Below are 18,402 nucleotides of genomic sequence, written 5' to 3'. Positions count from 1 at the left end.
GGGGTAAGTTAAAGTGCAGCGGGATCGAGCGTCTCTTGCTCCAGGTGGCGCACGTTCGATCCGAATGCCAACCAATCCGCTAGATCGCGAACCGCGCTATCGGACCTCGCTATGGATGCCAAGCTCGGATCCGCGTCTGCCGGCTGGCCGTGCATCTCCGCCAGCTGCCTGGTCATGAGGTGGGGCTCAGGCCCGCGGGACAGGCTCTCTTCGAGGTACCTGAAGATGCGCACGCCGCCGGCATCTACGTCGCCCCAGTGAAGGAACGGCACGTCGGCTGGCACGGCCGCCAGAACCTTCGCTAGAAGCTCGATGACACCAGCCGCCGGGAAGCCGCCGGTGTAAACGACCAGGCTGGCGTCATGGATCTCGCGGACCTGCCGATTGAAGGTCGCGAAATTCTCGATCGTCAGGATGGCTGATGGTCGCTCCAAGACCAACAGCTGCGAGAGCATCTCCGGATGAATCGAGGCGAACGGCTTGGCGCGACCATCGACCTGACGGCCGTCCGCGCCCTCGACGGCGACGGGCCCCTTCAGATGAACAGGATGACTGAAGCGCTCCAGCCCGATGTGCGCCCAGACCACGTCGGCTGCAGCACCCGGCAGTCCGACCCGGACGCCGAGCACGGCGGCGAGCCGCGAGGCATGCCGATCGAAGGCCTTCGTGTCGTTCGTCGCCTTTTGGGAGAAGCTTCGCGCGTCCAGCCCTCGCGCTTCCTGCCGGGAGATGGACGCCAGCAGCGTGAAGAACTCCTTGGCGGCGTCGGCCTGGGCGGCGGTCAGGCGGTAGGCGGCCTCGCTTCGTGCCCATCTCGCCGCCATCTCGTCCAACAAAGTGGCGACCCACGGCTCGCCGGTCGCTGCGACGGGCAGCAATTCCGCCCTGACGCGCTGCGCGGTCGCGAGTGCCGTCGGGCGTCCGAGATGTCTGGCGAGCAATTCCGGGTCTCGAACGCGAACTCTCTCGACCAGATGTCCCCGGTCTCTCTTGCCCCGCTGCACCTCCACTGCGCCGAACCGTTCCGCCGCGGCCATCTGGTCGTGAAAGCGGCCCACCTGCTGCGCGGTCGAAAGTCTGTCGTACTCCGGCGCCGCGGACGGCGGCCGGGTGCGATCCGGATTGCGTTCGCTCCGCTCCAGCAGGCGTTCGAGGAATTCGACCCCGGCGTCCGTCGTACGAACGTCTGTCATTCCGCAGCCTGGTCCTGCGGGACGGCGCCGGCCTTCTCGACCTCAATCAACTCGGCTTTGAATACATCGAAGCCCTTGCGATACGGGTCGGCTGCAACGATCGCCTGGCGAGCCATCTCCGTCGGGTATTCGGTGTCGATCATCACCTGGTTGCCCAAGCGGTTCACGTTGACGACCGTGTCGACCACTTCCATGAACACGTGCCGCTTCTCGTCCGGAGTAGCGAGCATGACCTGGAGACCCAGGTCCCGCATGAATTCAGAGCACTGGCCGATTGCCTTGGTATCCAGACGATTGAAGGCCTCGTCGAAGATGGCGAGCGAGAGCCCGCTCTCGCCGGTGCGACGGTTTTGGTAGGTCGCGGCCAGCGAGGCGCCGATGGCGATGTAGAACGGCAACTGACCTTCGCCGCCGGATCCCGTACCGGCGCGGCTCGTCAAAGACGAGCGGATCTTGCCCTCGGCGTCCTGGATGTAGAGCTCGAAGTTGAAATACTTGCGGGGATCCTCGATCTCCTCGGTCCGCGCCTCCGGGTTCGACAGGATCTCCTCGATCTGTCGCACGGCGCGCATCATCGGTGAGCTCGCATCCTCGCTGCGGTCACCGAAAAGCGGCAGATTGAACTCGGGCTTTCTGGATTCCTCGACGAGCTCGATCATGTCGACGTGGGTTGGGGCCTCCAGCGCCTTGAACGAGTAGTAGTCGCGCCCGTGGAACTGGCGATCCTTTAGGTGGCGGTTGAGCTCGTTCAGGGTGGACTTGATGCCGGTAAAGGCGTCGTCGAGCCGATGGAGAAGGTCGTCCCGGAATGCCGAGGTCATCTCCGTCGCAGCGTTGCGACACTGCTCCTCGTACTGAACCAACTCATGCGCATCCAAGCGGTCCTTTTCAGCGGTCGCCCACTGCTCGACGACCGACGGCGTCGCCTCCTCGGCGGTGAACGGCGGCACGACATGGAATTCCTGGCCGTGCTTGTTCATCGCACCGGTCATTTCGCGCATCAGAGTAGAGCGCCGGTTGGTAGAACGGTTTTCCCGGTCCGCCGTTAGCCCGGCAATTCGGTCCGACAGGGATTCAGTGGCCATTCCGGTCACCTTTGATCGGTAGTCGCCCATGTCCCTCGATTGCGGGAATTCGTCCAGCAACTGTCGCGCGCGGGTGCGACGAGCCCCCGCCAGGACGCCACGGTTGTTCTTCATGTAATCTTCATACGCGCCCTCGGCCCGGTCTCTCGCGCTGTGGGCCCGGGTCGACGCATCCTGCGTCTCAGTCTTGAGCCGATTTGCCGTCTTGACCTCGGCGGCGAGGCGCTCCAGATCGGAGACGAGCTTGGGATCGCGATTCCGCTTGGCATCTTCGATATTTTTCCCGATTTCCGCCAGCTTGCGATCGAAAGCAGCCAGTTCCTCGCCGGCTCCGGTGCAGGTCAGGCCGGCGCCGCGGATCGCCTGAAACTGCCCGAACATGGCTTCGAACAAGCGCGCTTCGTCCTCCGAGCGACGGACATCTCCCGCCGATTCCGCAAGCTGCCGGAGCAATTGCTGCCGTTCGGCCTGAAGCTGTTGACGCATCTGCTCCTGCGTGGCGTGCCCGAGCTTAAGATACTGAGGCTTCTGCAGTCGCCGGACCGTCCGCCCGCCCTGGACCATGAGATCTGGCGTGATGGCGTTCTCGGCCGCAGCCATCCTATCCATGGTCTCGACCATCATCAGGCGGCCAATCCGATAGTTGAGGAATGCCCGGGCGTGACGGTTTTCCGTACTGATGATCTGTGCGAGAGAGCCCTTTTCAGCCGGCCTGGTGTTGTCGGTCTTGGTCGTGTTGATGACCTCCGCATCCCTGAAGGAGTGCTCTCCACCCTCCCGGAATATCTCCAAGGCGCGTACCGCCCTTGTGGGCTCGACGATCAATGCTTCCCGGGAGCGACCCAGAAAGGCCTCAGCTGCCATCCGCCACTTGTCGTCGCGTATCTCGACCAGCTCGCACAGTGGGGTCGCCTCGATACCGTGCGAAGCCAGTTGCCTGATGAGGTCCCGAGTGCCGCCTTCGATGGGGCTCAACCCTTGATCCATCCGCTTCAGGTTACTGTCGATCAGTTCGATGCGATCCTGCAGAGCCTTGGTCGCCACTCGCGCGTGAAAATGCGCGTCCGAAAACGTCTTTCGCGCTGCCTCGAGCCGCTCCTGGTCGACAGCCGCAAGAGCCGCATCCAGATGGGAAGCGCTATCCTTCCAGTTCTCGGGAAGCGGTTTGTCCCACTCGGAAAGTGGAGCCCTTCCCCTCGCAACGGCCACTGCACTCAGCAGCGCGTGCAAGAAGTCGTCACGGTGAACCAACAGATTGAGATCGACGGCCTTCCTGATCGAAGCGATGAGAACTTCGATCTCCTTGACTGGCACCATCGCGTTGGCGCGCTGGCTAAGGGTTGCGGTCTTGTCGGACTCGTACATCTGGGCCAACTGCTCGCCGTCGCTGGTCCTGATCGAGAGTTCGACGGTCTTGTGCTCAGCATCAAGGGTGGCATGTCTGGCTGCGGCCGCGACCGCGTCGACCTCAGCTCTGCTCGCGGCGCTCCGGAGTTGCGCGATGATCTCTTCCTGCCTCCTGGCGTCCCGCCGAAACTTCTCCCACTCAAGCCGCGCGATCTGCCAGCCCGTTACCGCAATGACCCTTTCGTTTTCGACCGCCCGCGCGACGATACGGAGGATCCCGGCCAAGCTGGCGCTTTGTGCCTTCAATTCTTCGATACGGCGGGTCAACGTGCGCCAATGTTCGATACCGCGGCGAAGCCTATCGACCTGAAGAGGCTGGACGTCGAGGACGTAGTTTCGGACGAAGTCGGTAGGATTGTCCACTGGCTTCAGCAGCAGGGCATTCCGAAAGGCCTTCTGAAAGCGCCTGGGATCGAGAGGGAAGCCCGCGGGCGACAGCGCCCTGAGCGCTTCAGCCACGAAGTCGGTCGCGCTCGAGAACGCGTCGTCAACCTCGACGTTGCGGGCGCGCAAGGCATTGCGGACTGCATGCCACTGCAGCGTCTCGACCTCGTCATCGCCGACAGGACTCAGGATGTCGTCCTTCGTCAGCGCAGCTTTTGCGATGAAGCGCGCCTCGCAGGCCTCGTCGCTTCTCGTGGCCGAGGCCGAAAAGGCCACACCCAAGCTCACGGCCGAACCGTCGCCCAGGTCCTCGAACACAAGGATGATGTAGGTGTAGGCGTGCTGGCGCGTCGGCTCCGACCGCTCGCCCTTCTCATCGAGCGAGACCACGCCGAGGCAGTAATCTCGCAGCGTCCGCTTGCTCCTGACGTTGCTCTGGGCGCTCGGGTTGAAGCGGATGCTGGCCATGCTCGCGCCGGAGAGCACGGTCTGCACGGCGTCGATGATCGCTGATTTGCCGGCGCCGTTTGGACCGATGATTGCGGTCATGCCACGCATATCAACCTGCTGCGCCCGAAACAGGTACCAGTCGACCAGGATGATGCGCCGGAGCTCGATCACGCCTGGACCTCGCTCGCGCCGTCTGTCTTTGCCGTCGCTGCGGCCGATCGCGACACGAACTCTTCAAGGGAGCCGAGCGTGTCCTTGGAGACCACAATCGGCAACGCGGGCCGCAGGAAGAGGGTGAAGTTTCTGTCATCCCGATCTTCGATCCGCACGAGCCCGCGCTGCCTGAAGCCGGCCAGGATCTCCTTTACCCGCCCGAAGTTGGGGCGCTCGCGATGGGTCCGGTCCTCGTAGATCTGCAGGATCTGCTCGCTCTCGACCTCCACCTCGCCGAATTCCTTAGCTTCGAACCGAGTGAAGGCCTCCTCGTAATGGAGTCGCAGCACCAGCAGGAGCAGGCTCTCGTCGAGCCTCATGCTCTGACGGGGCGGCAGTTCGTTCGCCACCAGACCGATGTATCCATCGTTCGGCCTGCCCACGACCCGGTAGCCGAGCGCGTCGAACAAATTCTCGAAGTAACCCGTGTAGCGGCGGAGTACCTCGTAGGAGGTCTTCATGCCCCAATCGTTCTCGTAGATGAACTGAGCACGCCAGAGCGACTGCGCGGCCTGGCGCAGTTCCTTTTGCAGCCGCTCGCCGTCGCCGCCCTCGCTATCCTCATCGTCGATGAGCTTGGAAAGATCACGCAGCATTGACCGAAGTCCTCGTTCTCTCGATCCGGAAGGAGGTCACGTCGATCCAGTCGTTCGCGCTACGCCCTTCTTCGAGCGTGATCGTGAATTCACCCAAGCGCACTGAGCGACCGACCGCGGCCAAGTTCGGAATAGCTCGGTAGGCAAACAGGTCCGCAATGCTCCGAATCTCGATCTCGGCGGCTGACACGGCATCGCGGTCTCGCATCTGTTGGCGGGCGAACTCGAGCAGCTTTTGGTCGGAAACTCGCACCATCCGATCGAAGTCAGTGGTGGCCTGAACATAGGCGCGCAGATAAGGATCCTGCTTCGGCACCTTGAAGCGCGTCCGCTCCGGCGGAGCTTTCGGCGGGGCCGGGGTGTACAGCGCAAGCGATGTGATCGGCAGAGCGACATCCGGCGATCTCAAACGGATCTCCACCTCGTCGCTGTCGATCTTCGAAAGCTGCTCGATCAGCCGAACGATCCGCTCGGCGGAGCCTTCCCCCATGATGTCCATGTAGTGGACGGTGGTGCGGATGCGTCGCTCGAGGCGATCCCTGAAGTCCTCGATCTTGTCCATGAAGGGGCCGACGTCCTCGAACACGCTCTTGATCTTCTCGAGCTCCGCGATGACGCGCTCCTCGGCCGTGGCGATCGTGGCGCCGGCCGGCATGACGCCCTGCTCGATGTAGGCGCGCGCGATTTTACGAAGACGCTCGGCGTCGGCGAGCATGTCTCCCGCGAGAGACGCGATCGTCCGACGATGTCGGTAAGGGTTATTCGACGTCTTCAGCTGCTTGTAGTCGGCGATCAGCAGCCCATCGACGAAGTCCTGGAAGAACGTGCGAAGGATGGCCGCCGCGTTGGGATTGCCCAGAATGCGGTCTTCGATCTCGCGCATCCCGGCCAAGATGCGGCGCATGCTGCGGGCGAACCGCGCCGCCGTCTCGTGGGCGTTAGCGAGACCCTGAGCCATGGTCTCCGGCTCCCGGAACGCAGCCTCAAGGTTGTTCTTCACGTCCACCACGGCGCCGGCGACACGCACGCGGCTGTTACCGAAATCGACGATCGCACCCAGGACCATGAAGGCGTCAGGGTTCATGTCGACGTAGGTGCGCCACTTCTCAGTCTCTTCCGTGAGCCAGCCGGTGTCGCGCAATCGATAGTAGGCGAGATAGTGGGCCTGGCTGGTGGTCTGATCCTCTTCCGGATCACCCTCGGAGAGATCCCCCATCGACCCGATGCCGAACTCCGAAAGTCCGATCTCGATCTGTTTCACGACCTCTTCCTTGAGCGGCGTCTCAAGGATGCGGGCCGAGTAGACCCGCTCATAAAGTCGCATCAAAAGGCGGGCATAGACGTGCTTTTTCGGCCCCGACAAAGGCTTGAACAGTGTCTCCGGAAGGTAACCAAACAGCTTCATCCCTCGAATTGAACCGCGGCGACTACGCAACCGCAAGGAAAAACGGAGATCTTTCAGGGCGTTCTCTTCGCTTTTCTCCGCTTAAGGTATTCCCGGGCCGCCTGCTCCATCACGTCCCAGGCCGCCCGGTGCTCGTCTATCGCCACCTGCTTGATGTCGGCGATGACGTCCTTGTCCATCATCGCGAGGAATGTCACGCGGTCGCCGATCGGCGTCCTCTTGCCCCGTTTTGGCGCCCTTTTTTCCCGACCATTCATCCGCCCGCTGCGCATTAAGCCTCCGCTAACCATAAGGCCGGAGCAGCCGTGGCGCCAGGGAAGGCGGCCAGTCTTATATAAGAAGTGCGATCCTTCTTATATAAGAATAACGCGCTAACCGCTTGACTCGAGCTGACCTTCCTACTCAATATGTTCTTGTTTCGTTCTCCTGTTGAGTGCTGGCGTCGTGATGTCGAGCGTGCTGCAGGATTGGAGGCCGGGGCTGATCGAGGCCCATTCCGACCTCTTCCGCCCGCCGGTGGGCGTCCCTGAGGGGGCAGAGGGCTGCCCCGAGTGCGGCCCCGGATGGCGCGACCTCATCGACCGGTGCTGCATCCGGATCAGGGCGGCGGTCGCAACCGAGGACGGCACCTTCAAATTCACGCAGATCAGGAGAAGTACGCGAGCATTCGCCTGTACTGGAACGGTCGCCTCTCTCCGGAAGCGACCTCCCGCGTCGAGGAGGCGATCGACCTGGCCGAGGCCCGCAGCGCCTGCACTCGCGAGATTTGTGGCGAGGCAGGCGTCCTCCGCACGGGCGGGTGGCTGACGACCCGCTGCGACCTGCACGCTGAGGGGCGCGCGCCCGCCGAAGTCCGCCCCGGCTTCGAGAATATCCACACGTCCGCTACGGCCTGGGCGCGCAGCGGCGGATCACGTGCCGCCGCTACGACCGGGAGAATGACGCCTTCGTGGACGTCGATCCCGCCACCCTCGGAATCGCGGAGGACTGACATGGCGACGTTCCGCTGCCGGACCTGCCACCAGGAAGGCAAATTCATCTACGACGCGTCCCGCCACGCCTGCCCGCGCTGCGGCTCGCGCGAAGTGCAGGTCGCCGTCGGCGTCGACGAGATGCCCGACCCGCTCGTGGACGCGCTCCTCGAACTCGCCGACGGGGCCGAGCCCCTCGATCGCGAACATTGGGAGGACTGACCATGCGCCTGTGGGTCATGTCCGACATCCACCTCGAACTGACGCGTGGCTGGGACCTCCCGCCGGCCGCAGCGCGTCCGGATTTCGACATGCTGATCGTCGCGGGCGACCTGACCCCGCGGCCCGAGCGCGGCGTCCGGTGGCTGCTCGATCGCGTGACCGACCGGCCCGTCATCTACGTCATGGGCAATCACGAGGGCTACGGCTGCGACCTCGGACGGACGCTCGAAAAGGCGAAGGCCTTGGCGGAGGGCACGAACGTTCACGTGCTGGAGAACGAGACCGTTCGCATCGGGAATGTCACGTTCGCGGGCGCGACCCTCTGGACGGACTTCGCCCTGAACGGAGACGCGCATGCCGCCATGGGCGTCGCCGGCGACCGCATGAACGACTTCAAGAAGATCCGGAACGGCGTTTCCTGCCGCATCACGCGCTTACGCGACACTTCAAGTCGGTCGCGTTTCTGAAGGAACAGATGCGCAAGCCGCGCGGCGAGGACCGCCTGGTCGTCGTCACGCACCATGCTCCGATCCCCCACATCACCGACGAGCCCGGCGGCTCGGGCGAGGATCCGACGCTCGACCCGGCATTCCGGAGCGACCTGAGGCGGCTGATGGCGCGCGCGCCGGACGATGGCACGGGCGCGCTGCGCCCGGCGGACCTCTGGCTCTACGGCCACACCCACGAGTCTTTCGACGCCATGGTCGGCGAGACCCGCGTCGTGTCCAACACAAAGGGTTACGGCCCGTGGCCGCCCTCCATGCGCACTTGGGACAACCCGCATTTCGACGAACGCCTGATCATCGAGATCTGAAAGGGACGGTCATGACCGACATCGACAATCAGCAGACCACCGAAGCCAACCCGCCCCTCCTCCAGGTTTCGAGTGTTTCGTCATGTTCAGACCACAGCCCCGCCGCCGGCCCGACCTCTTCGTATCCGCGAAAGCGCCCGTGCCGATCCCCGCGCGACACCCTGCTCTTAGAGAAGCGCTCGTCCAGGCGAGCCTCGATCCGCGGGTGCGCTCCATCGCTCACGTACCGACGGCGCATGTTTCGTCCGCACCGCTAGACCCGGTCGAGGTCGACGCGATCGTCCTTGCGCGCGACGATGGCCGCTTCTACCTCGACGTGGTGCCCGCCCGTCAGGTCCGCGAGCTCGACGAGGAAGGGCTCGTGCTGATCGCGCTGCGGGAGCTGGAGCTCTCGCCCCTGGTCGTCACGGCGGAGGAGCTCGTTCGCGAACCCCGCTGCGGCAACTGCCGCCTGGTCTGGTCGCACCACGGCCACCTCGTGCCGGTGGGCCTGCGCATCAGCATCCTGCAGATCCTGCGCGACGACGGACCGATGGAGCTCGTCCGCCTCGTCGAGCTCGTCCGCAGCGACCATGATCCCTCGCTCGCGGTGATGGCGCTGGCCTGCGCAGACCTCCTCGAAATCGACCTGGCGTCGGAACCGCTCGGTCCCTCCACCCTGGTGAGATCCCGCACATGAAAAAGCCCACAGGCCGCCGCCCCACCGGCAACGTCATCCGCATGACCCCGAAAGCCGACGACCCCGAGAGGCCGTCGGGTACCGTCCTGATCGACCGCGTGTATCACGGCAAGCTCGGCCAGTTTGAGGACGGCGATGACGAGCGCCGGATCGAGGACAGCTTCGTGCTCGACTGCGAGGAAGAAGAGGATCCGCCCGGCGGCGACCGCCCCGACGCGACGACCGCACTGGTCGGCGCGAGCTTCGAGGCGGCAACCACGCCGGATCAGCGGCGGCGGCTCCGCCATAACCTGGCGATGTGCGCAATCGTCCACGTCCCCAGCACCGCCTGGGTCACGCCGGTCTCGCTGTACTTCCGGTGCACGTTCGGCGCACGCTGGCTGCAGCAGACCAGGCATGGTCCCAATGCCGGCGACAGAGCCTTCTCGACCAGCTCCGCCTCGGTCGCGCTGGCCCTATCGGCCGGCCAATCGGTCGTGGGCATCGCCGCCGACCTGGGTCTGCTTCCGCAGCCTAGCGTTTCCGCCAAGGCCAAGATCGCGAATTCGTTTTCCGAAAGTCCAATATGGGTGAGGGGGGGAAATTTCGCGATGTACTGCCCTTGCTCATCGTCGACGGCAAGCATGATTCCCCCTTCTTTTCCAGTATTTTTCACGACGGAGAGCTTCATCTGGACACCGGCGAGCGAAAAGCGCGCCTTCTTCTTGGCTTCTGATTCTGGCCCGGCCGGAACGGGGACGCCGTCGCTCGGCAACGCTCGTACCGCTCCCGGTAGATTTGTCCCCAGTGCAGCCAAGAGATCGAAGTCATTTCCAGGTCTTACTGACGCTGCGTGGTGCTTTTCCATTGCTTCGCGCAGTTTCTCTTCGGGCAGCAAGTTCGCGAAGAACGGCGGCAGCGCGCCGCGTATGGGTTTGGGATCCCGGCGGAGGCTGCCATCTGCCGAGCGAAGCGATAGGCTGAAGATCGGAGGGTCGTTCAAGCTCCGATACGCGGGCAAGAGATTGAATGCGTTGTAGTCGCCCGGCGTTCGGACGAGCGTGCCGACGGCAAGATCGTTTAATGAGATGTCGAGCGATTGGATACGTTCAGCCGCGAGGACAGGCTTATTCATGCTCCTCCTCAACATCTGACGTGAACGCAGGGCGGTCATCATCGCCCGTAGCTCTCTGCAGCATTGATTGAATAGCCGGTACCATCGCTTGCGGAATCAGCATCATTTCCATGCCAAGGGCGCGGGCAACGTTGACGAGTGTCGTTGCGCGGGCTGCAGCGGCACCCGTCTCAATGTCGCGATAGCGCGGCCTGCTAATGTTCGCCCGGAGGGCGATTTGCTCCTGGGATAGGCCAGCAGCCATTCGTGCTCTTCGAAAGTGCACGCCAAGCTCCTTGAGCAGCGGGTTTGGAGCCGAAGTCATGGATATGTTCTCGGATCATTAACATCGAAATGATCTGTAAACAGATCATAAATTGAACGTGAACAGATCTTTGTCGTCGGCAATGATCCGTAAACATATCTTTATGGCGAGTCGTTCCAGCGGCACTTGTCGTCTGAATTGTTGACTCTGCTGCCAGGAATGGCCTTGGGGCTATGCACTTGACGCGATGAAGAAGGCAGATCTTATCGCAAGGTTGACCGATTCCTATGGCGCTCGCGTGCATTGGGAGCTCAGGAGGAATGGCCCGCCAGTGAACGAACCCAATCCTGAAACGCGGTGCGTCGCTTTTATGGAACGCCAATTGAAAGCGGCGGTAGATGGCGAGCAAGTCCGTATCGCCAAGTCAATTCCGATGTCCGCCAACCCGCCTCGATGTAGCTGCGAAGCGTCGAACTACCTATCAGTTCGCTTTTCATTCTTCGGCATGCTTCCCATGATGACGGCCAATAGCCTCCGGGCGTGACCGGCCGCTGTCGTGGCCACTCGCAGGGCCGCAATGCGAGCGGAGTGGTCTCGGCTACTTACCAGCAACTTTTCTTCTATTCGCGTTGATATCCAATCTTACGACGCGCAATTGACGTGTTCCTATGCAACATCAACCGGAGCATGATGGTCAAATCGGCGGCACTCGACAGGCAAAGTTCGACGACTGCGTTGATTCTCTTGACGTTCCGCCCAAGAAGCGACCAGGCGATTACACGAGAGCCTCGCTCGCTTCGATCGTGAGAGTTGACGATGGGCCACTCGAAGGAGACGCTCCGCATCATGAAGCGACCTCGGAAGAATCGTGGCATGCCGCCGCCCGCGACGTTCGATATCGATTCGCTGCCGGGCAGCTCAAATTTAACGGCATTAGAGACGGCCGCCGTAATCCGGCGCACGCCTGGAGCCCTGGAGCTGTGGCGGCGCAATCCGAACCACCCGCTGAAATGGCGCTACGTCGATGGTCGCCCGCTTTACCGAGTCGATGCGGTGCGCGACTATCTGGCCGGACGCGATAAGACAACTAAGTCGTCGCAGCCGCATAATGCTCGCGAAGACGGCCCAGCAATTCGGCCTTGATGGGATCGAGCGGATTCGTCCGCTGCAGGCGCACGACCTTGCCTCCCCGTTTCGCGCCGACCAACTCCGCGATGTAGTCATGAGCAGCTTCGAACGCCATCTTGCGGATAATCCACTGTTCGTCGTGATTGTAGACTTGATCTATCCCGCGCGGCTTTTGCCCGACACACAACCGCTGGATTTCGTTGTCATAGCCGCAGCGTGACATGATGGTTCGCAAGCTGCGCCTTAAGTCATGCATTGTGAACTTGGCGACACCCGCTTCCTTGACCAGGCGGTCGACCAAGTTTGTGAAGCCCGACATCTGGCCGCCGGTCTTCGGTGATGGGAAGACATAGTCCGACGTCGCACGCTGGAAATGTTTTGCGGCCGTAAGCACCTCGTTAACGAGATGGGTGCGCGGCATGTCGTGGTAAAGGCCCATCTTGGTCCATGCTGCATCGAAAGTGATGCGGTCATCCATGACGTGATTTTGCCACTCGATCGTGGCTGGCTCGCTGCGGCGCGGGCCACCAAGTAGGCACATTCGTGTCAATAGCCCAAACGTCCCAAGCTTGCCGGATGCGTGCCAGACTTTGATGATCTCCTCGTCGGTCAGCGCCCGGCCCTTCGTTCGGCGCCCGACCCGCTGCGCGCGCGTCTCCTTGGGCACGCGATAGCCGGCGAGCACGTTGTGCTCGACGTAACCTTCGCCGACGCACCATTCGAGGAACGTGTGCGTGTGCTTGCGCAAGTCCTTTGCTGCGCCGCGCTTGCCGGTCTTGCCGATCCTGTCTACCGCCGCCATGATTTGCCGTCGCGTGAGCTCGGCGATGGCGAGGTCGAAATGATCTTTCAGACCGCGTCGGAGTGCCGACATGGCCGGTTTCCAGTTGACGACCTGGCGCCCGGTCAGGGACATTTCGTACGGGCCATCTTCAACGATCAGGGTCGCCAGTGTCGTGCACTGCCGCTCGGCCAGCGCTTGCCGCTTCGCCTCGCGCTTGACCTCGTTAGGATCGATCCCAATGACCACCTCCGCAGCGACGACGGTGGCGGCCTTGCGCGCGGCCTTCTCATTGAATTTGGGCCACGCACCCAGCGTCTTGCGTTGAGTGCCCTTCGTCCCAGGCTTTGTGAACATGAAGACCCAGGTCCTGCCACCAGTCGCGCGCATCCTGATCGCGAGCCCCGGCTGCTCTGTGTCGTGCAGATAGTGCTGCGATTTGCCCGGCGGCAGCGTCGCCGCACGGATCGCCGCGTCAGTGAGTCTCAGGTAATTCGTCGTTCCTTCAGCTCTGAGAGATTCTTTACTCTTTTCCATCGCTTGTGCTCTCGCTCCTGGCGCCCTGAGACGGGTCGAGGCGCGACCCTAGAACAAATGGACCACAAGCCATCGCCTCCACGTCCCAGTTTCTGTGCCCTAAGGGAATTCCTCCGAAGGGCACAGCAGGGACATACAAAATGTGGTAAGGCCAACCGAGGCCAAGGATGGTCCAATATGGCCACAAGTCTTTAACTTGCAAGGACTTTTACAATAAGACTATGGCTGGATTAGGTTGACTACAATCCACCAATTGTGGTTCACACGGGAGAGGTCCAAGGTTCGATCCCTTGTGCGCCCACCATTCCTTTTCCTGAACCTACCGGTTGCGAATGATCGTCGACGCTGATGGTGTTCGGCGACCCGTCTCAACCAAAAATGCGAAAACAACCCCATGCACAGTAGCCGACATCAGCCGGATCAAGGGGTTAGACTTCTACGACTTTTCCGAATCAACGATTGACTCGTCGGGCAAAACAGGGGCAGGATGACATCATCCGCGGAGAAGCCCGCCAGACGATGAGTTGGAACGAAGCCGAGATCCTCGCGGCCCGTCGCAAGATCCTCAAATCCGCACAAGACATGCTGGCTGGACAGCTCTCTTACATCGAGGGCGCACGGAACATTGTTACCGCCAGCACGAAAGCACGCCTCGACGAGCGGGACGTCGACCTGCTGCCCTTTGTCGGCATCGTTTCCGAGACAGACGCGCTACCCCTTTGGTGAGATGAGAAAGCAGCCGATGGCGCTCTCTCGCCGATCCCGGCAAGCTGAGCGACGACCAACATCGGAAACGATGCGCGGGCAATGTAGAATGCGTTCTGAAACATCCGGAGGAGCGGCGCATGGCGATCGTATTCATGACGGGCAGCGCGGACGGTCTCGGCCGCGCGGCGGCAAAATCCCTCCTCGATCAAGGTCACCGCGTCGTGCTGCACGCGCGTTCGGCCGATCGTGCCGCAGCACTTGGCCAGCTTGCGTCGCGTGCCGCCGGAATGGTGGTCGGTGATCTCAGAAGTGCCGCTGAGACGAAGAGCATCGCCGACCAGGTCAATGCGATCGGGCGCATGGATGCGATCAGCCACAACGCCGGCGTCTACACGCGGCCGAGCCGTGGCTCGACGCCGGAAGGCCATGCCGAGACTCTGGCCATCAACACGCTTGCGCCGTACATGCTGACGGCCCTGATCGAGCGGCCCGACCGATTGGTGTATCTCAGCAGCGGGCTGCACCGCGGCGGAGAGGGTTCGCTGGACGACCTCGACTGGACGAAGCGGGCCTGGGATTCGGCAAAGGCCTATGCCGAGAGCAAGCTGCATGTCGTCGCGCTCGCTGTTGCGCTGGCACGACGCTGGCCCAAGGTCCTGAGCAACGCCGTCGATCCCGGATGGGTGCGCACGAAGATGGGTGGTGCGAGCGCCCCGGTCGATCTCGACACTGGACAACGGACCCAGACCTGGCTGGCGGTGAGCGAGGATTCCGCGGCCCTGGTCAGCGGGCGCTACTGGCATCATCTCCAGCAGCAGCAGCCGGCCAGTGAGGCGAGCGATCGGATATTTCAGGACCAACTCATCGGCAAATTGAGCAAGCTGACGGGCGTTGAGCTGCCGGAGGCGTAAAGCGCGATGATTCGTCGTCATTGCGAGCGCAGCGAAGCAATCCAGTCTGCCTCCGCGGACACACTCTGGATTGCTTCACTGCGCTCGCAATGACGGAGCAAGCTTCAATCGACCCGATCCGGCCGCCATGCCGCGTACAGACCGACGAGGGTCCCGATGGCGACCAGCCCTGCCGCGAGCAGCACCTGCAATTGCCCGTCATCGGTGGCGCCCACGGATGACACAAATCTGGTCACGACGATGAACAGAACGCTCACTGAGGCCGCCGCACCCACGCAAAGATGGGCGAGCTCTCGCGTCAGGTTCCGGCCGAGAAGTCCGAGTGCCGTAAAATACATCGCGCAAGCGTTGGGATGGACGAACAAGGCAACGCGGGCGTAGCGGCCATAAGCGTCGAGCAAGGACTCACATCGGCTCAGGGCCGCTCTCGAGGCAACGCGCTGCAGGAGCGGTCTGAAAAAGCGAGCCTGTCCGTAACTCAGAACGGCGCCCACGATGATGGCCAGCCACGCCACGATAAAAACGGAGACATCCGCGGACTTCGGAGTGAGCGCGACGGACATCAAGATGAGGGCAGTTCCGGGAAAATAGCCAAAATAGGGGAAGAGCGACTCGGCGAGAATGCAGACGAACATGAAGACCGGAAACCATGATGAACCGGTCGCCCCCTGGACGATGGCGTTCAAGTCGAAAAGATTCGTCCTGTACAGGACGAGGTACATGCAAATGGCCAATCCGGCCAACGCGTAAAACGGCAATGCGCCGGAGAGAAACCGTCTCATTCAACCATCAAGCTTTGTTGCGCGGACATAGCGGCCTCGCTCTTTTCCGGATCATGCTTTAGGCGAATGAGATTGCTCCTGTCGATAGCGCCCTTTGCTCACGCAATCCTCGCCTCGCCCTGGGCATCTATCCGATCGACAGAATCTCGATCTCCTGGTTACCAGAGCCAACCACGTCGCCAACCGCCTTCCCCATCAACGCCCGCGCCACTGGCGAGACGAACGAGATCGTCCCCGCCTTCGGGTCGGCTTCGTCCTCGCCGACGATGCGGTAGGTCTGCACGCGGCCATCAGTGCGGCTGAAGGTGACGGTGCTGCCGAAGGCAACGACATCGCTCGAGGTCGGATCGGGAACGACCTGCGCGGTGCGCAGCCGTTCGGTGAGATAGCGGACGTCGCGCAGTGGCGCGGCTGATTGCCGGCGCTTTTCGTTGACGTCATCGATCGCTTGCGCGGCTTCATAGGCCTCGCGCGCCTCGGCAAGCTGCGTCTGCAACGCCTGCAAGCCTTTTTTCGTCACGAGGTTCGGATGCGGCGAGATCGGGCGGTCCGGCAACAGCGTTTCGGACGCGGTTTCGGCGCTTTCTTCCTTGGTGAAGGCGACGCTCAATTTCAAAATCCTGTCGGACTGTCCTGGCTACCGGCAGCGTTCCGCCGCCGCTGATTGACCTGGACTATATCTCAAGTTCGACGAAACGGCGCAGCTTGACGACGATGTCCGGCATGGCCTGGCGGAACCGGGTCGCATTCTGGAACGTGGTCGAGAACGGCGCGAAGGTGATCATGGCATTCCAGTGCTTGTAACCGTAGACCGTGACGGAGGCGCCGGTCGCGGGAAAATTCTCCATCTTGCGCAATTCGCCAAGCACGAGATCGGCAATCGCTTCCGCAGGGAGCAATTGCTTGCCGTCTCGTGTGGTGACGATTTTCGGAGGCGCCTCGACCGGCTGCGTGTCGGCTGCTACGGCCTCGGCGGCAGGCTTGGCCGCTGCAGCATCTGTGTTGGACGGCTCGACCGACTCAAACCCGTTCGTCGGCGCTGTCGGTGGAGCCTCGGCGAGCGGCGGCGGCGTCACGACGTCGGCGCGCTTGTTGCCCCCCAGGATGCTGGTGATCATGGCCACCAAGCCAGCATCCTTCCCGTCCTCGCTCATTCCTTCCCCCGGACCTTGGCCCACACTAGCACCCGCAAGCGGATCGCCACAATGTATGCGGTCGAACCCAATCTGGCCAAGCCCATGCGTTCGACGGCACCGGCGCCGCAACCGCTATCCCGGTCGCGCCGCGGCGCAATCCGCTACTGTTTATCGAACGGAATGTATTGCTGGTATTGCTTGGGCACCGAGCTGCGGTAGCGCGCGGGGACGGTGCCGGTGTCGACCGAATGATCCATCTCCTGCTGCCGCGTCATCTTCTTCTTCGCCGGCTTCTTCGATGCGCTCTTCTTGGAATCGGTCGGCTGGCTGGAGGTGTCGGTGGCCGCAGCCGGTGCCGTCGTCGCGGCTGGCGCAGTGCTCGTTGCGGCAGGCGCAGCGGTTCCGCCGGCGGCCGGTGCGCCCTGCGCCAGTGCGAGCGGCGTTTGCATCAGGAGCACCAGCGCTGCCGTCGCAGCCAGCAAATATGATCTCTGCATCAGAACCTCCAAAATGCCTGATCCGAATGAGGCAAGCCTAGTCCCACGGGATCGAGGCGTGCAAGTTCGTTGAGATTAGGTCAGAACCTGTGCGCGAACTGTGGTGGAGATCACATTGTCCGCCGCCGGCTGCGTCAGGATGTATCTCACCTCGAACGCATCCCGCGTCGCGGACACCAAGATAGGCATGACCGTGCGTCCGTCAGGCCACGGGGAACGCCAAGGCACGGCCGTTCCACCCCGCCCTAGAAGGAGATTGAAATGCGTCGCACCATCCTCACCCTTGCATCGTTCGCAACCGTGATCGCCGCGTCCTTGGCGGCGGCGCCGGCCCAGGCCGCAAACGACAGATATTGCCTGCAAGGCCGCAACTGGGGCTATCCCGGCAATTGCCAGTTCGCAAGCTATCAGCAATGTGCCGCCACCGCCTCCGGCACATCGGCCTCTTGCGGCATCAATCCGCGCTACGCCTACTCGCAGCCGTACTATTACTGACGAGAAGGCGGCGTGCGTGACCGCGCACGCCGCGCTCCGCTATGCGCGAGCTCCGAGACCGGTCTCCTCCAGCCGCATCGCGAACCAGCGCGACAGCGCTTCATCGACGAGCCCGCTGACATAGACCTCCGACATCGTGACGTGGTGCCTGTCCAGCACCAGCAGCACGCCCATCCAATAGGGAAACCAGACATGCACGTCGGTCAGCGCCCTCAGTTTGTGCTGGTCGTGCTCGAGCGGCGTGTGATTGCTCGCCTTGCGGATCTCGACAGTGAGCAAATTGTTCGGGATCTCGCGCTGATGCACGGCGACATCAGGATAGATCGACTTGCCGAGATGGTCGTCGGTCGAGATGATAGTGCCGTGCGGCAGATGCAGCGTGCGCTCACCAAGCCGGTCGTAATTGCAATCAACTGACCAGCCGGAGAACTGCTTCTCCAAGTGCACGGCGAAGCGGTGCGTGATCGCGCGCTCGCCGACGTCCTTCTCGAACAGGAATGCTTCCTGCGCGTAGAAGTCCCGGAGCGCCGCGATCACCTTGTTCAGCTCGGTTTGCATCGTGCCTCCGGGCCCATCACGCGCCCTCAGTTGCGCCGCTGCCAGATCCTCATGGTGAGGAGCGCGGAACGCGCGTCTCGAACCATGAAGGC

General features: G+C 62.5%; 19 protein-coding genes and 1 pseudogene. 7 read left to right on the top strand and 13 right to left on the bottom strand.

The features are described 5' to 3' along the window. Positions 1-8: 8 nt before the first annotated feature. Genes IVA78_RS11250 through IVA78_RS11230 form a run of 5 tightly spaced genes read right to left on the bottom strand, consistent with a single transcriptional unit; the run spans position 9 to position 7,005 of the window. Positions 9-1,193, bottom strand: a complete 1,185-nt coding sequence (locus IVA78_RS11250; protein WP_247277376.1) for a Wadjet anti-phage system protein JetD domain-containing protein — start codon at positions 1,191-1,193, stop codon at positions 9-11. Continuing rightward, on the bottom strand, positions 1,190-4,690 hold the full coding sequence (locus IVA78_RS34560) for an SbcC/MukB-like Walker B domain-containing protein (RefSeq protein WP_247465240.1): 3,501 nt from the start codon (positions 4,688-4,690) through the stop codon (positions 1,190-1,192). Before IVA78_RS34560 ends, IVA78_RS11250 begins: the two co-directional genes overlap by 4 nt. Further along, entirely contained in the window at positions 4,687-5,328 is a 642-nt protein-coding gene (locus tag IVA78_RS11240; protein WP_247277378.1) for a DUF4194 domain-containing protein, read from the bottom strand. The genes IVA78_RS34560 and IVA78_RS11240 overlap by 4 nt, the downstream gene beginning before the upstream one ends. Further along, positions 5,318-6,733: a Wadjet anti-phage system protein JetA family protein gene (locus IVA78_RS11235; RefSeq protein ID WP_247465238.1), complete on the bottom strand. Its 1,416-nt coding sequence runs from the start codon at positions 6,731-6,733 to the stop codon at positions 5,318-5,320. The genes IVA78_RS11240 and IVA78_RS11235 overlap by 11 nt, the downstream gene beginning before the upstream one ends. A 53-nt stretch (positions 6,734-6,786) precedes the next feature. Beyond that, positions 6,787-7,005, bottom strand: a complete 219-nt coding sequence (locus IVA78_RS11230) for a hypothetical protein (protein ID WP_247277380.1) — start codon at positions 7,003-7,005, stop codon at positions 6,787-6,789. Between the two features lie 720 nt (positions 7,006-7,725). Between IVA78_RS11230 and IVA78_RS11225 the strand changes: the two genes are divergently transcribed. From IVA78_RS11225 to IVA78_RS11215, 4 genes are all read left to right on the top strand, one after another. After that, entirely contained in the window at positions 7,726-7,926 is a 201-nt protein-coding gene (locus tag IVA78_RS11225; RefSeq protein ID WP_247277382.1) for a hypothetical protein, read from the top strand. Positions 7,927-7,928: 2 nt separating this feature from the next. Then, positions 7,929-8,393 carry a metallophosphoesterase gene (locus tag IVA78_RS34555; RefSeq protein WP_346275293.1) on the top strand — a complete coding sequence of 155 codons (465 nt, stop codon included), beginning with the start codon at positions 7,929-7,931 and terminating at the stop codon, positions 8,391-8,393. An 8-nt stretch (positions 8,394-8,401) separates the two neighbouring features. Then, positions 8,402-8,740 (top strand): hypothetical protein, encoded by a 339-nt coding sequence (locus IVA78_RS34550; protein ID WP_346275292.1) that lies wholly within the window; start codon positions 8,402-8,404, stop codon positions 8,738-8,740. An 82-nt stretch (positions 8,741-8,822) separates the two neighbouring features. Then, positions 8,823-9,419, top strand: a complete 597-nt coding sequence (locus tag IVA78_RS11215; protein WP_247277383.1) for a hypothetical protein — start codon at positions 8,823-8,825, stop codon at positions 9,417-9,419. A gap of 511 nt (positions 9,420-9,930) precedes the next feature. On the opposite strand, the pseudogene IVA78_RS11210 reads toward IVA78_RS11215, so the two are convergent. From IVA78_RS11210 to IVA78_RS11200, 3 genes and pseudogenes are all read right to left on the bottom strand, one after another. Further along, positions 9,931-10,533, bottom strand: a pseudogene (locus tag IVA78_RS11210) (HipA N-terminal domain-containing protein); the annotation flags it as partial. Next, positions 10,526-10,837, bottom strand: a complete 312-nt coding sequence (locus tag IVA78_RS11205) for a helix-turn-helix transcriptional regulator (RefSeq protein ID WP_247277384.1) — start codon at positions 10,835-10,837, stop codon at positions 10,526-10,528. The gene IVA78_RS11205 and the pseudogene IVA78_RS11210, both read right to left, overlap by 8 nt. 1,027 nt (positions 10,838-11,864) lie before the next feature. Next, the gene (locus tag IVA78_RS11200) at positions 11,865-13,223 is read right to left on the bottom strand and encodes an integrase arm-type DNA-binding domain-containing protein (protein ID WP_247277385.1); all 1,359 of its coding nucleotides are present in this window, start codon (positions 13,221-13,223) and stop codon (positions 11,865-11,867) included. Positions 13,224-13,742: 519 nt separating this feature from the next. Between IVA78_RS11200 and IVA78_RS11195 the strand changes: the two genes are divergently transcribed. Further along, positions 13,743-13,949: a hypothetical protein gene (locus IVA78_RS11195; RefSeq protein WP_247277386.1), complete on the top strand. Its 207-nt coding sequence runs from the start codon at positions 13,743-13,745 to the stop codon at positions 13,947-13,949. Positions 13,950-14,068: 119 nt separating this feature from the next. Then, positions 14,069-14,842 carry an SDR family NAD(P)-dependent oxidoreductase gene (locus tag IVA78_RS11190; RefSeq protein ID WP_247465234.1) on the top strand — a complete coding sequence of 258 codons (774 nt, stop codon included), beginning with the start codon at positions 14,069-14,071 and terminating at the stop codon, positions 14,840-14,842. 104 nt (positions 14,843-14,946) lie between these two features. On the opposite strand, the gene IVA78_RS11185 is transcribed toward IVA78_RS11190, so the two are convergent. From IVA78_RS11185 to IVA78_RS11170, 4 genes are all read right to left on the bottom strand, one after another. Continuing rightward, entirely contained in the window at positions 14,947-15,624 is a 678-nt protein-coding gene (locus tag IVA78_RS11185; RefSeq protein ID WP_247277388.1) for a hypothetical protein, read from the bottom strand. A gap of 127 nt (positions 15,625-15,751) precedes the next feature. Beyond that, entirely contained in the window at positions 15,752-16,234 is a 483-nt protein-coding gene (gene greA, locus IVA78_RS11180) for a transcription elongation factor GreA (protein ID WP_247277389.1), read from the bottom strand. Between the two features lie 64 nt (positions 16,235-16,298). Next, positions 16,299-16,778: a hypothetical protein gene (locus IVA78_RS11175; protein WP_247277390.1), complete on the bottom strand. Its 480-nt coding sequence runs from the start codon at positions 16,776-16,778 to the stop codon at positions 16,299-16,301. Positions 16,779-16,921: 143 nt separating this feature from the next. Beyond that, a complete protein-coding gene (locus tag IVA78_RS11170; RefSeq protein WP_247465230.1) occupies positions 16,922-17,257 on the bottom strand; it encodes a hypothetical protein in 336 nt (111 codons plus the stop codon). A 261-nt stretch (positions 17,258-17,518) separates the two neighbouring features. On the opposite strand from IVA78_RS11170, the gene IVA78_RS11165 reads away from it, so the two are divergent. Further along, positions 17,519-17,752 (top strand): DUF3551 domain-containing protein, encoded by a 234-nt coding sequence (locus tag IVA78_RS11165; protein ID WP_247277392.1) that lies wholly within the window; start codon positions 17,519-17,521, stop codon positions 17,750-17,752. A gap of 39 nt (positions 17,753-17,791) precedes the next feature. Here IVA78_RS11165 and IVA78_RS11160 read toward each other — a convergent pair whose 3' ends face one another. Continuing rightward, entirely contained in the window at positions 17,792-18,310 is a 519-nt protein-coding gene (locus IVA78_RS11160; protein WP_247277393.1) for a hypothetical protein, read from the bottom strand. Between the last annotated feature and the right edge of the window lie 92 nt (positions 18,311-18,402).

Origin of the sequence: Bradyrhizobium sp. 137 (genome assembly GCF_023074095.1) — a bacterium.
Taxonomy (GTDB): Bacteria; Pseudomonadota; Alphaproteobacteria; order Rhizobiales; family Xanthobacteraceae; genus Bradyrhizobium.
The sequence above is the reverse complement of the archived record's forward strand: the minus strand, read 5'-3'. Positions and strand labels throughout refer to the sequence as shown.

Coding starts and splice junctions, on each gene's coding strand:
- IVA78_RS11250 (WP_247277376.1), bottom strand. CDS start 1,193: ATGACAGACGTTCGTACGACGGACGCCGGGGTCGAATTCCTCGAACGC.
- IVA78_RS11240 (WP_247277378.1), bottom strand. CDS start 5,328: ATGCTGCGTGATCTTTCCAAGCTCATCGACGATGAGGATAGCGAGGGC.
- IVA78_RS11235 (WP_247465238.1), bottom strand. CDS start 6,733: ATGAAGCTGTTTGGTTACCTTCCGGAGACACTGTTCAAGCCTTTGTCG.
- IVA78_RS11230 (WP_247277380.1), bottom strand. CDS start 7,005: ATGCGCAGCGGGCGGATGAATGGTCGGGAAAAAAGGGCGCCAAAACGG.
- IVA78_RS11225 (WP_247277382.1), top strand. CDS start 7,726: ATGGCGACGTTCCGCTGCCGGACCTGCCACCAGGAAGGCAAATTCATC.
- IVA78_RS34555 (WP_346275293.1), top strand. CDS start 7,929: ATGCGCCTGTGGGTCATGTCCGACATCCACCTCGAACTGACGCGTGGC.
- IVA78_RS34550 (WP_346275292.1), top strand. CDS start 8,402: ATGCGCAAGCCGCGCGGCGAGGACCGCCTGGTCGTCGTCACGCACCAT.
- IVA78_RS11215 (WP_247277383.1), top strand. CDS start 8,823: ATGTTCAGACCACAGCCCCGCCGCCGGCCCGACCTCTTCGTATCCGCG.
- IVA78_RS11205 (WP_247277384.1), bottom strand. CDS start 10,837: ATGACTTCGGCTCCAAACCCGCTGCTCAAGGAGCTTGGCGTGCACTTT.
- IVA78_RS11200 (WP_247277385.1), bottom strand. CDS start 13,223: ATGGAAAAGAGTAAAGAATCTCTCAGAGCTGAAGGAACGACGAATTAC.
- IVA78_RS11195 (WP_247277386.1), top strand. CDS start 13,743: ATGAGTTGGAACGAAGCCGAGATCCTCGCGGCCCGTCGCAAGATCCTC.
- IVA78_RS11190 (WP_247465234.1), top strand. CDS start 14,069: ATGGCGATCGTATTCATGACGGGCAGCGCGGACGGTCTCGGCCGCGCG.
- IVA78_RS11185 (WP_247277388.1), bottom strand. CDS start 15,624: ATGAGACGGTTTCTCTCCGGCGCATTGCCGTTTTACGCGTTGGCCGGA.
- IVA78_RS11175 (WP_247277390.1), bottom strand. CDS start 16,778: ATGAGCGAGGACGGGAAGGATGCTGGCTTGGTGGCCATGATCACCAGC.
- IVA78_RS11170 (WP_247465230.1), bottom strand. CDS start 17,257: ATGCAGAGATCATATTTGCTGGCTGCGACGGCAGCGCTGGTGCTCCTG.
- IVA78_RS11165 (WP_247277392.1), top strand. CDS start 17,519: ATGCGTCGCACCATCCTCACCCTTGCATCGTTCGCAACCGTGATCGCC.
- IVA78_RS11160 (WP_247277393.1), bottom strand. CDS start 18,310: ATGCAAACCGAGCTGAACAAGGTGATCGCGGCGCTCCGGGACTTCTAC.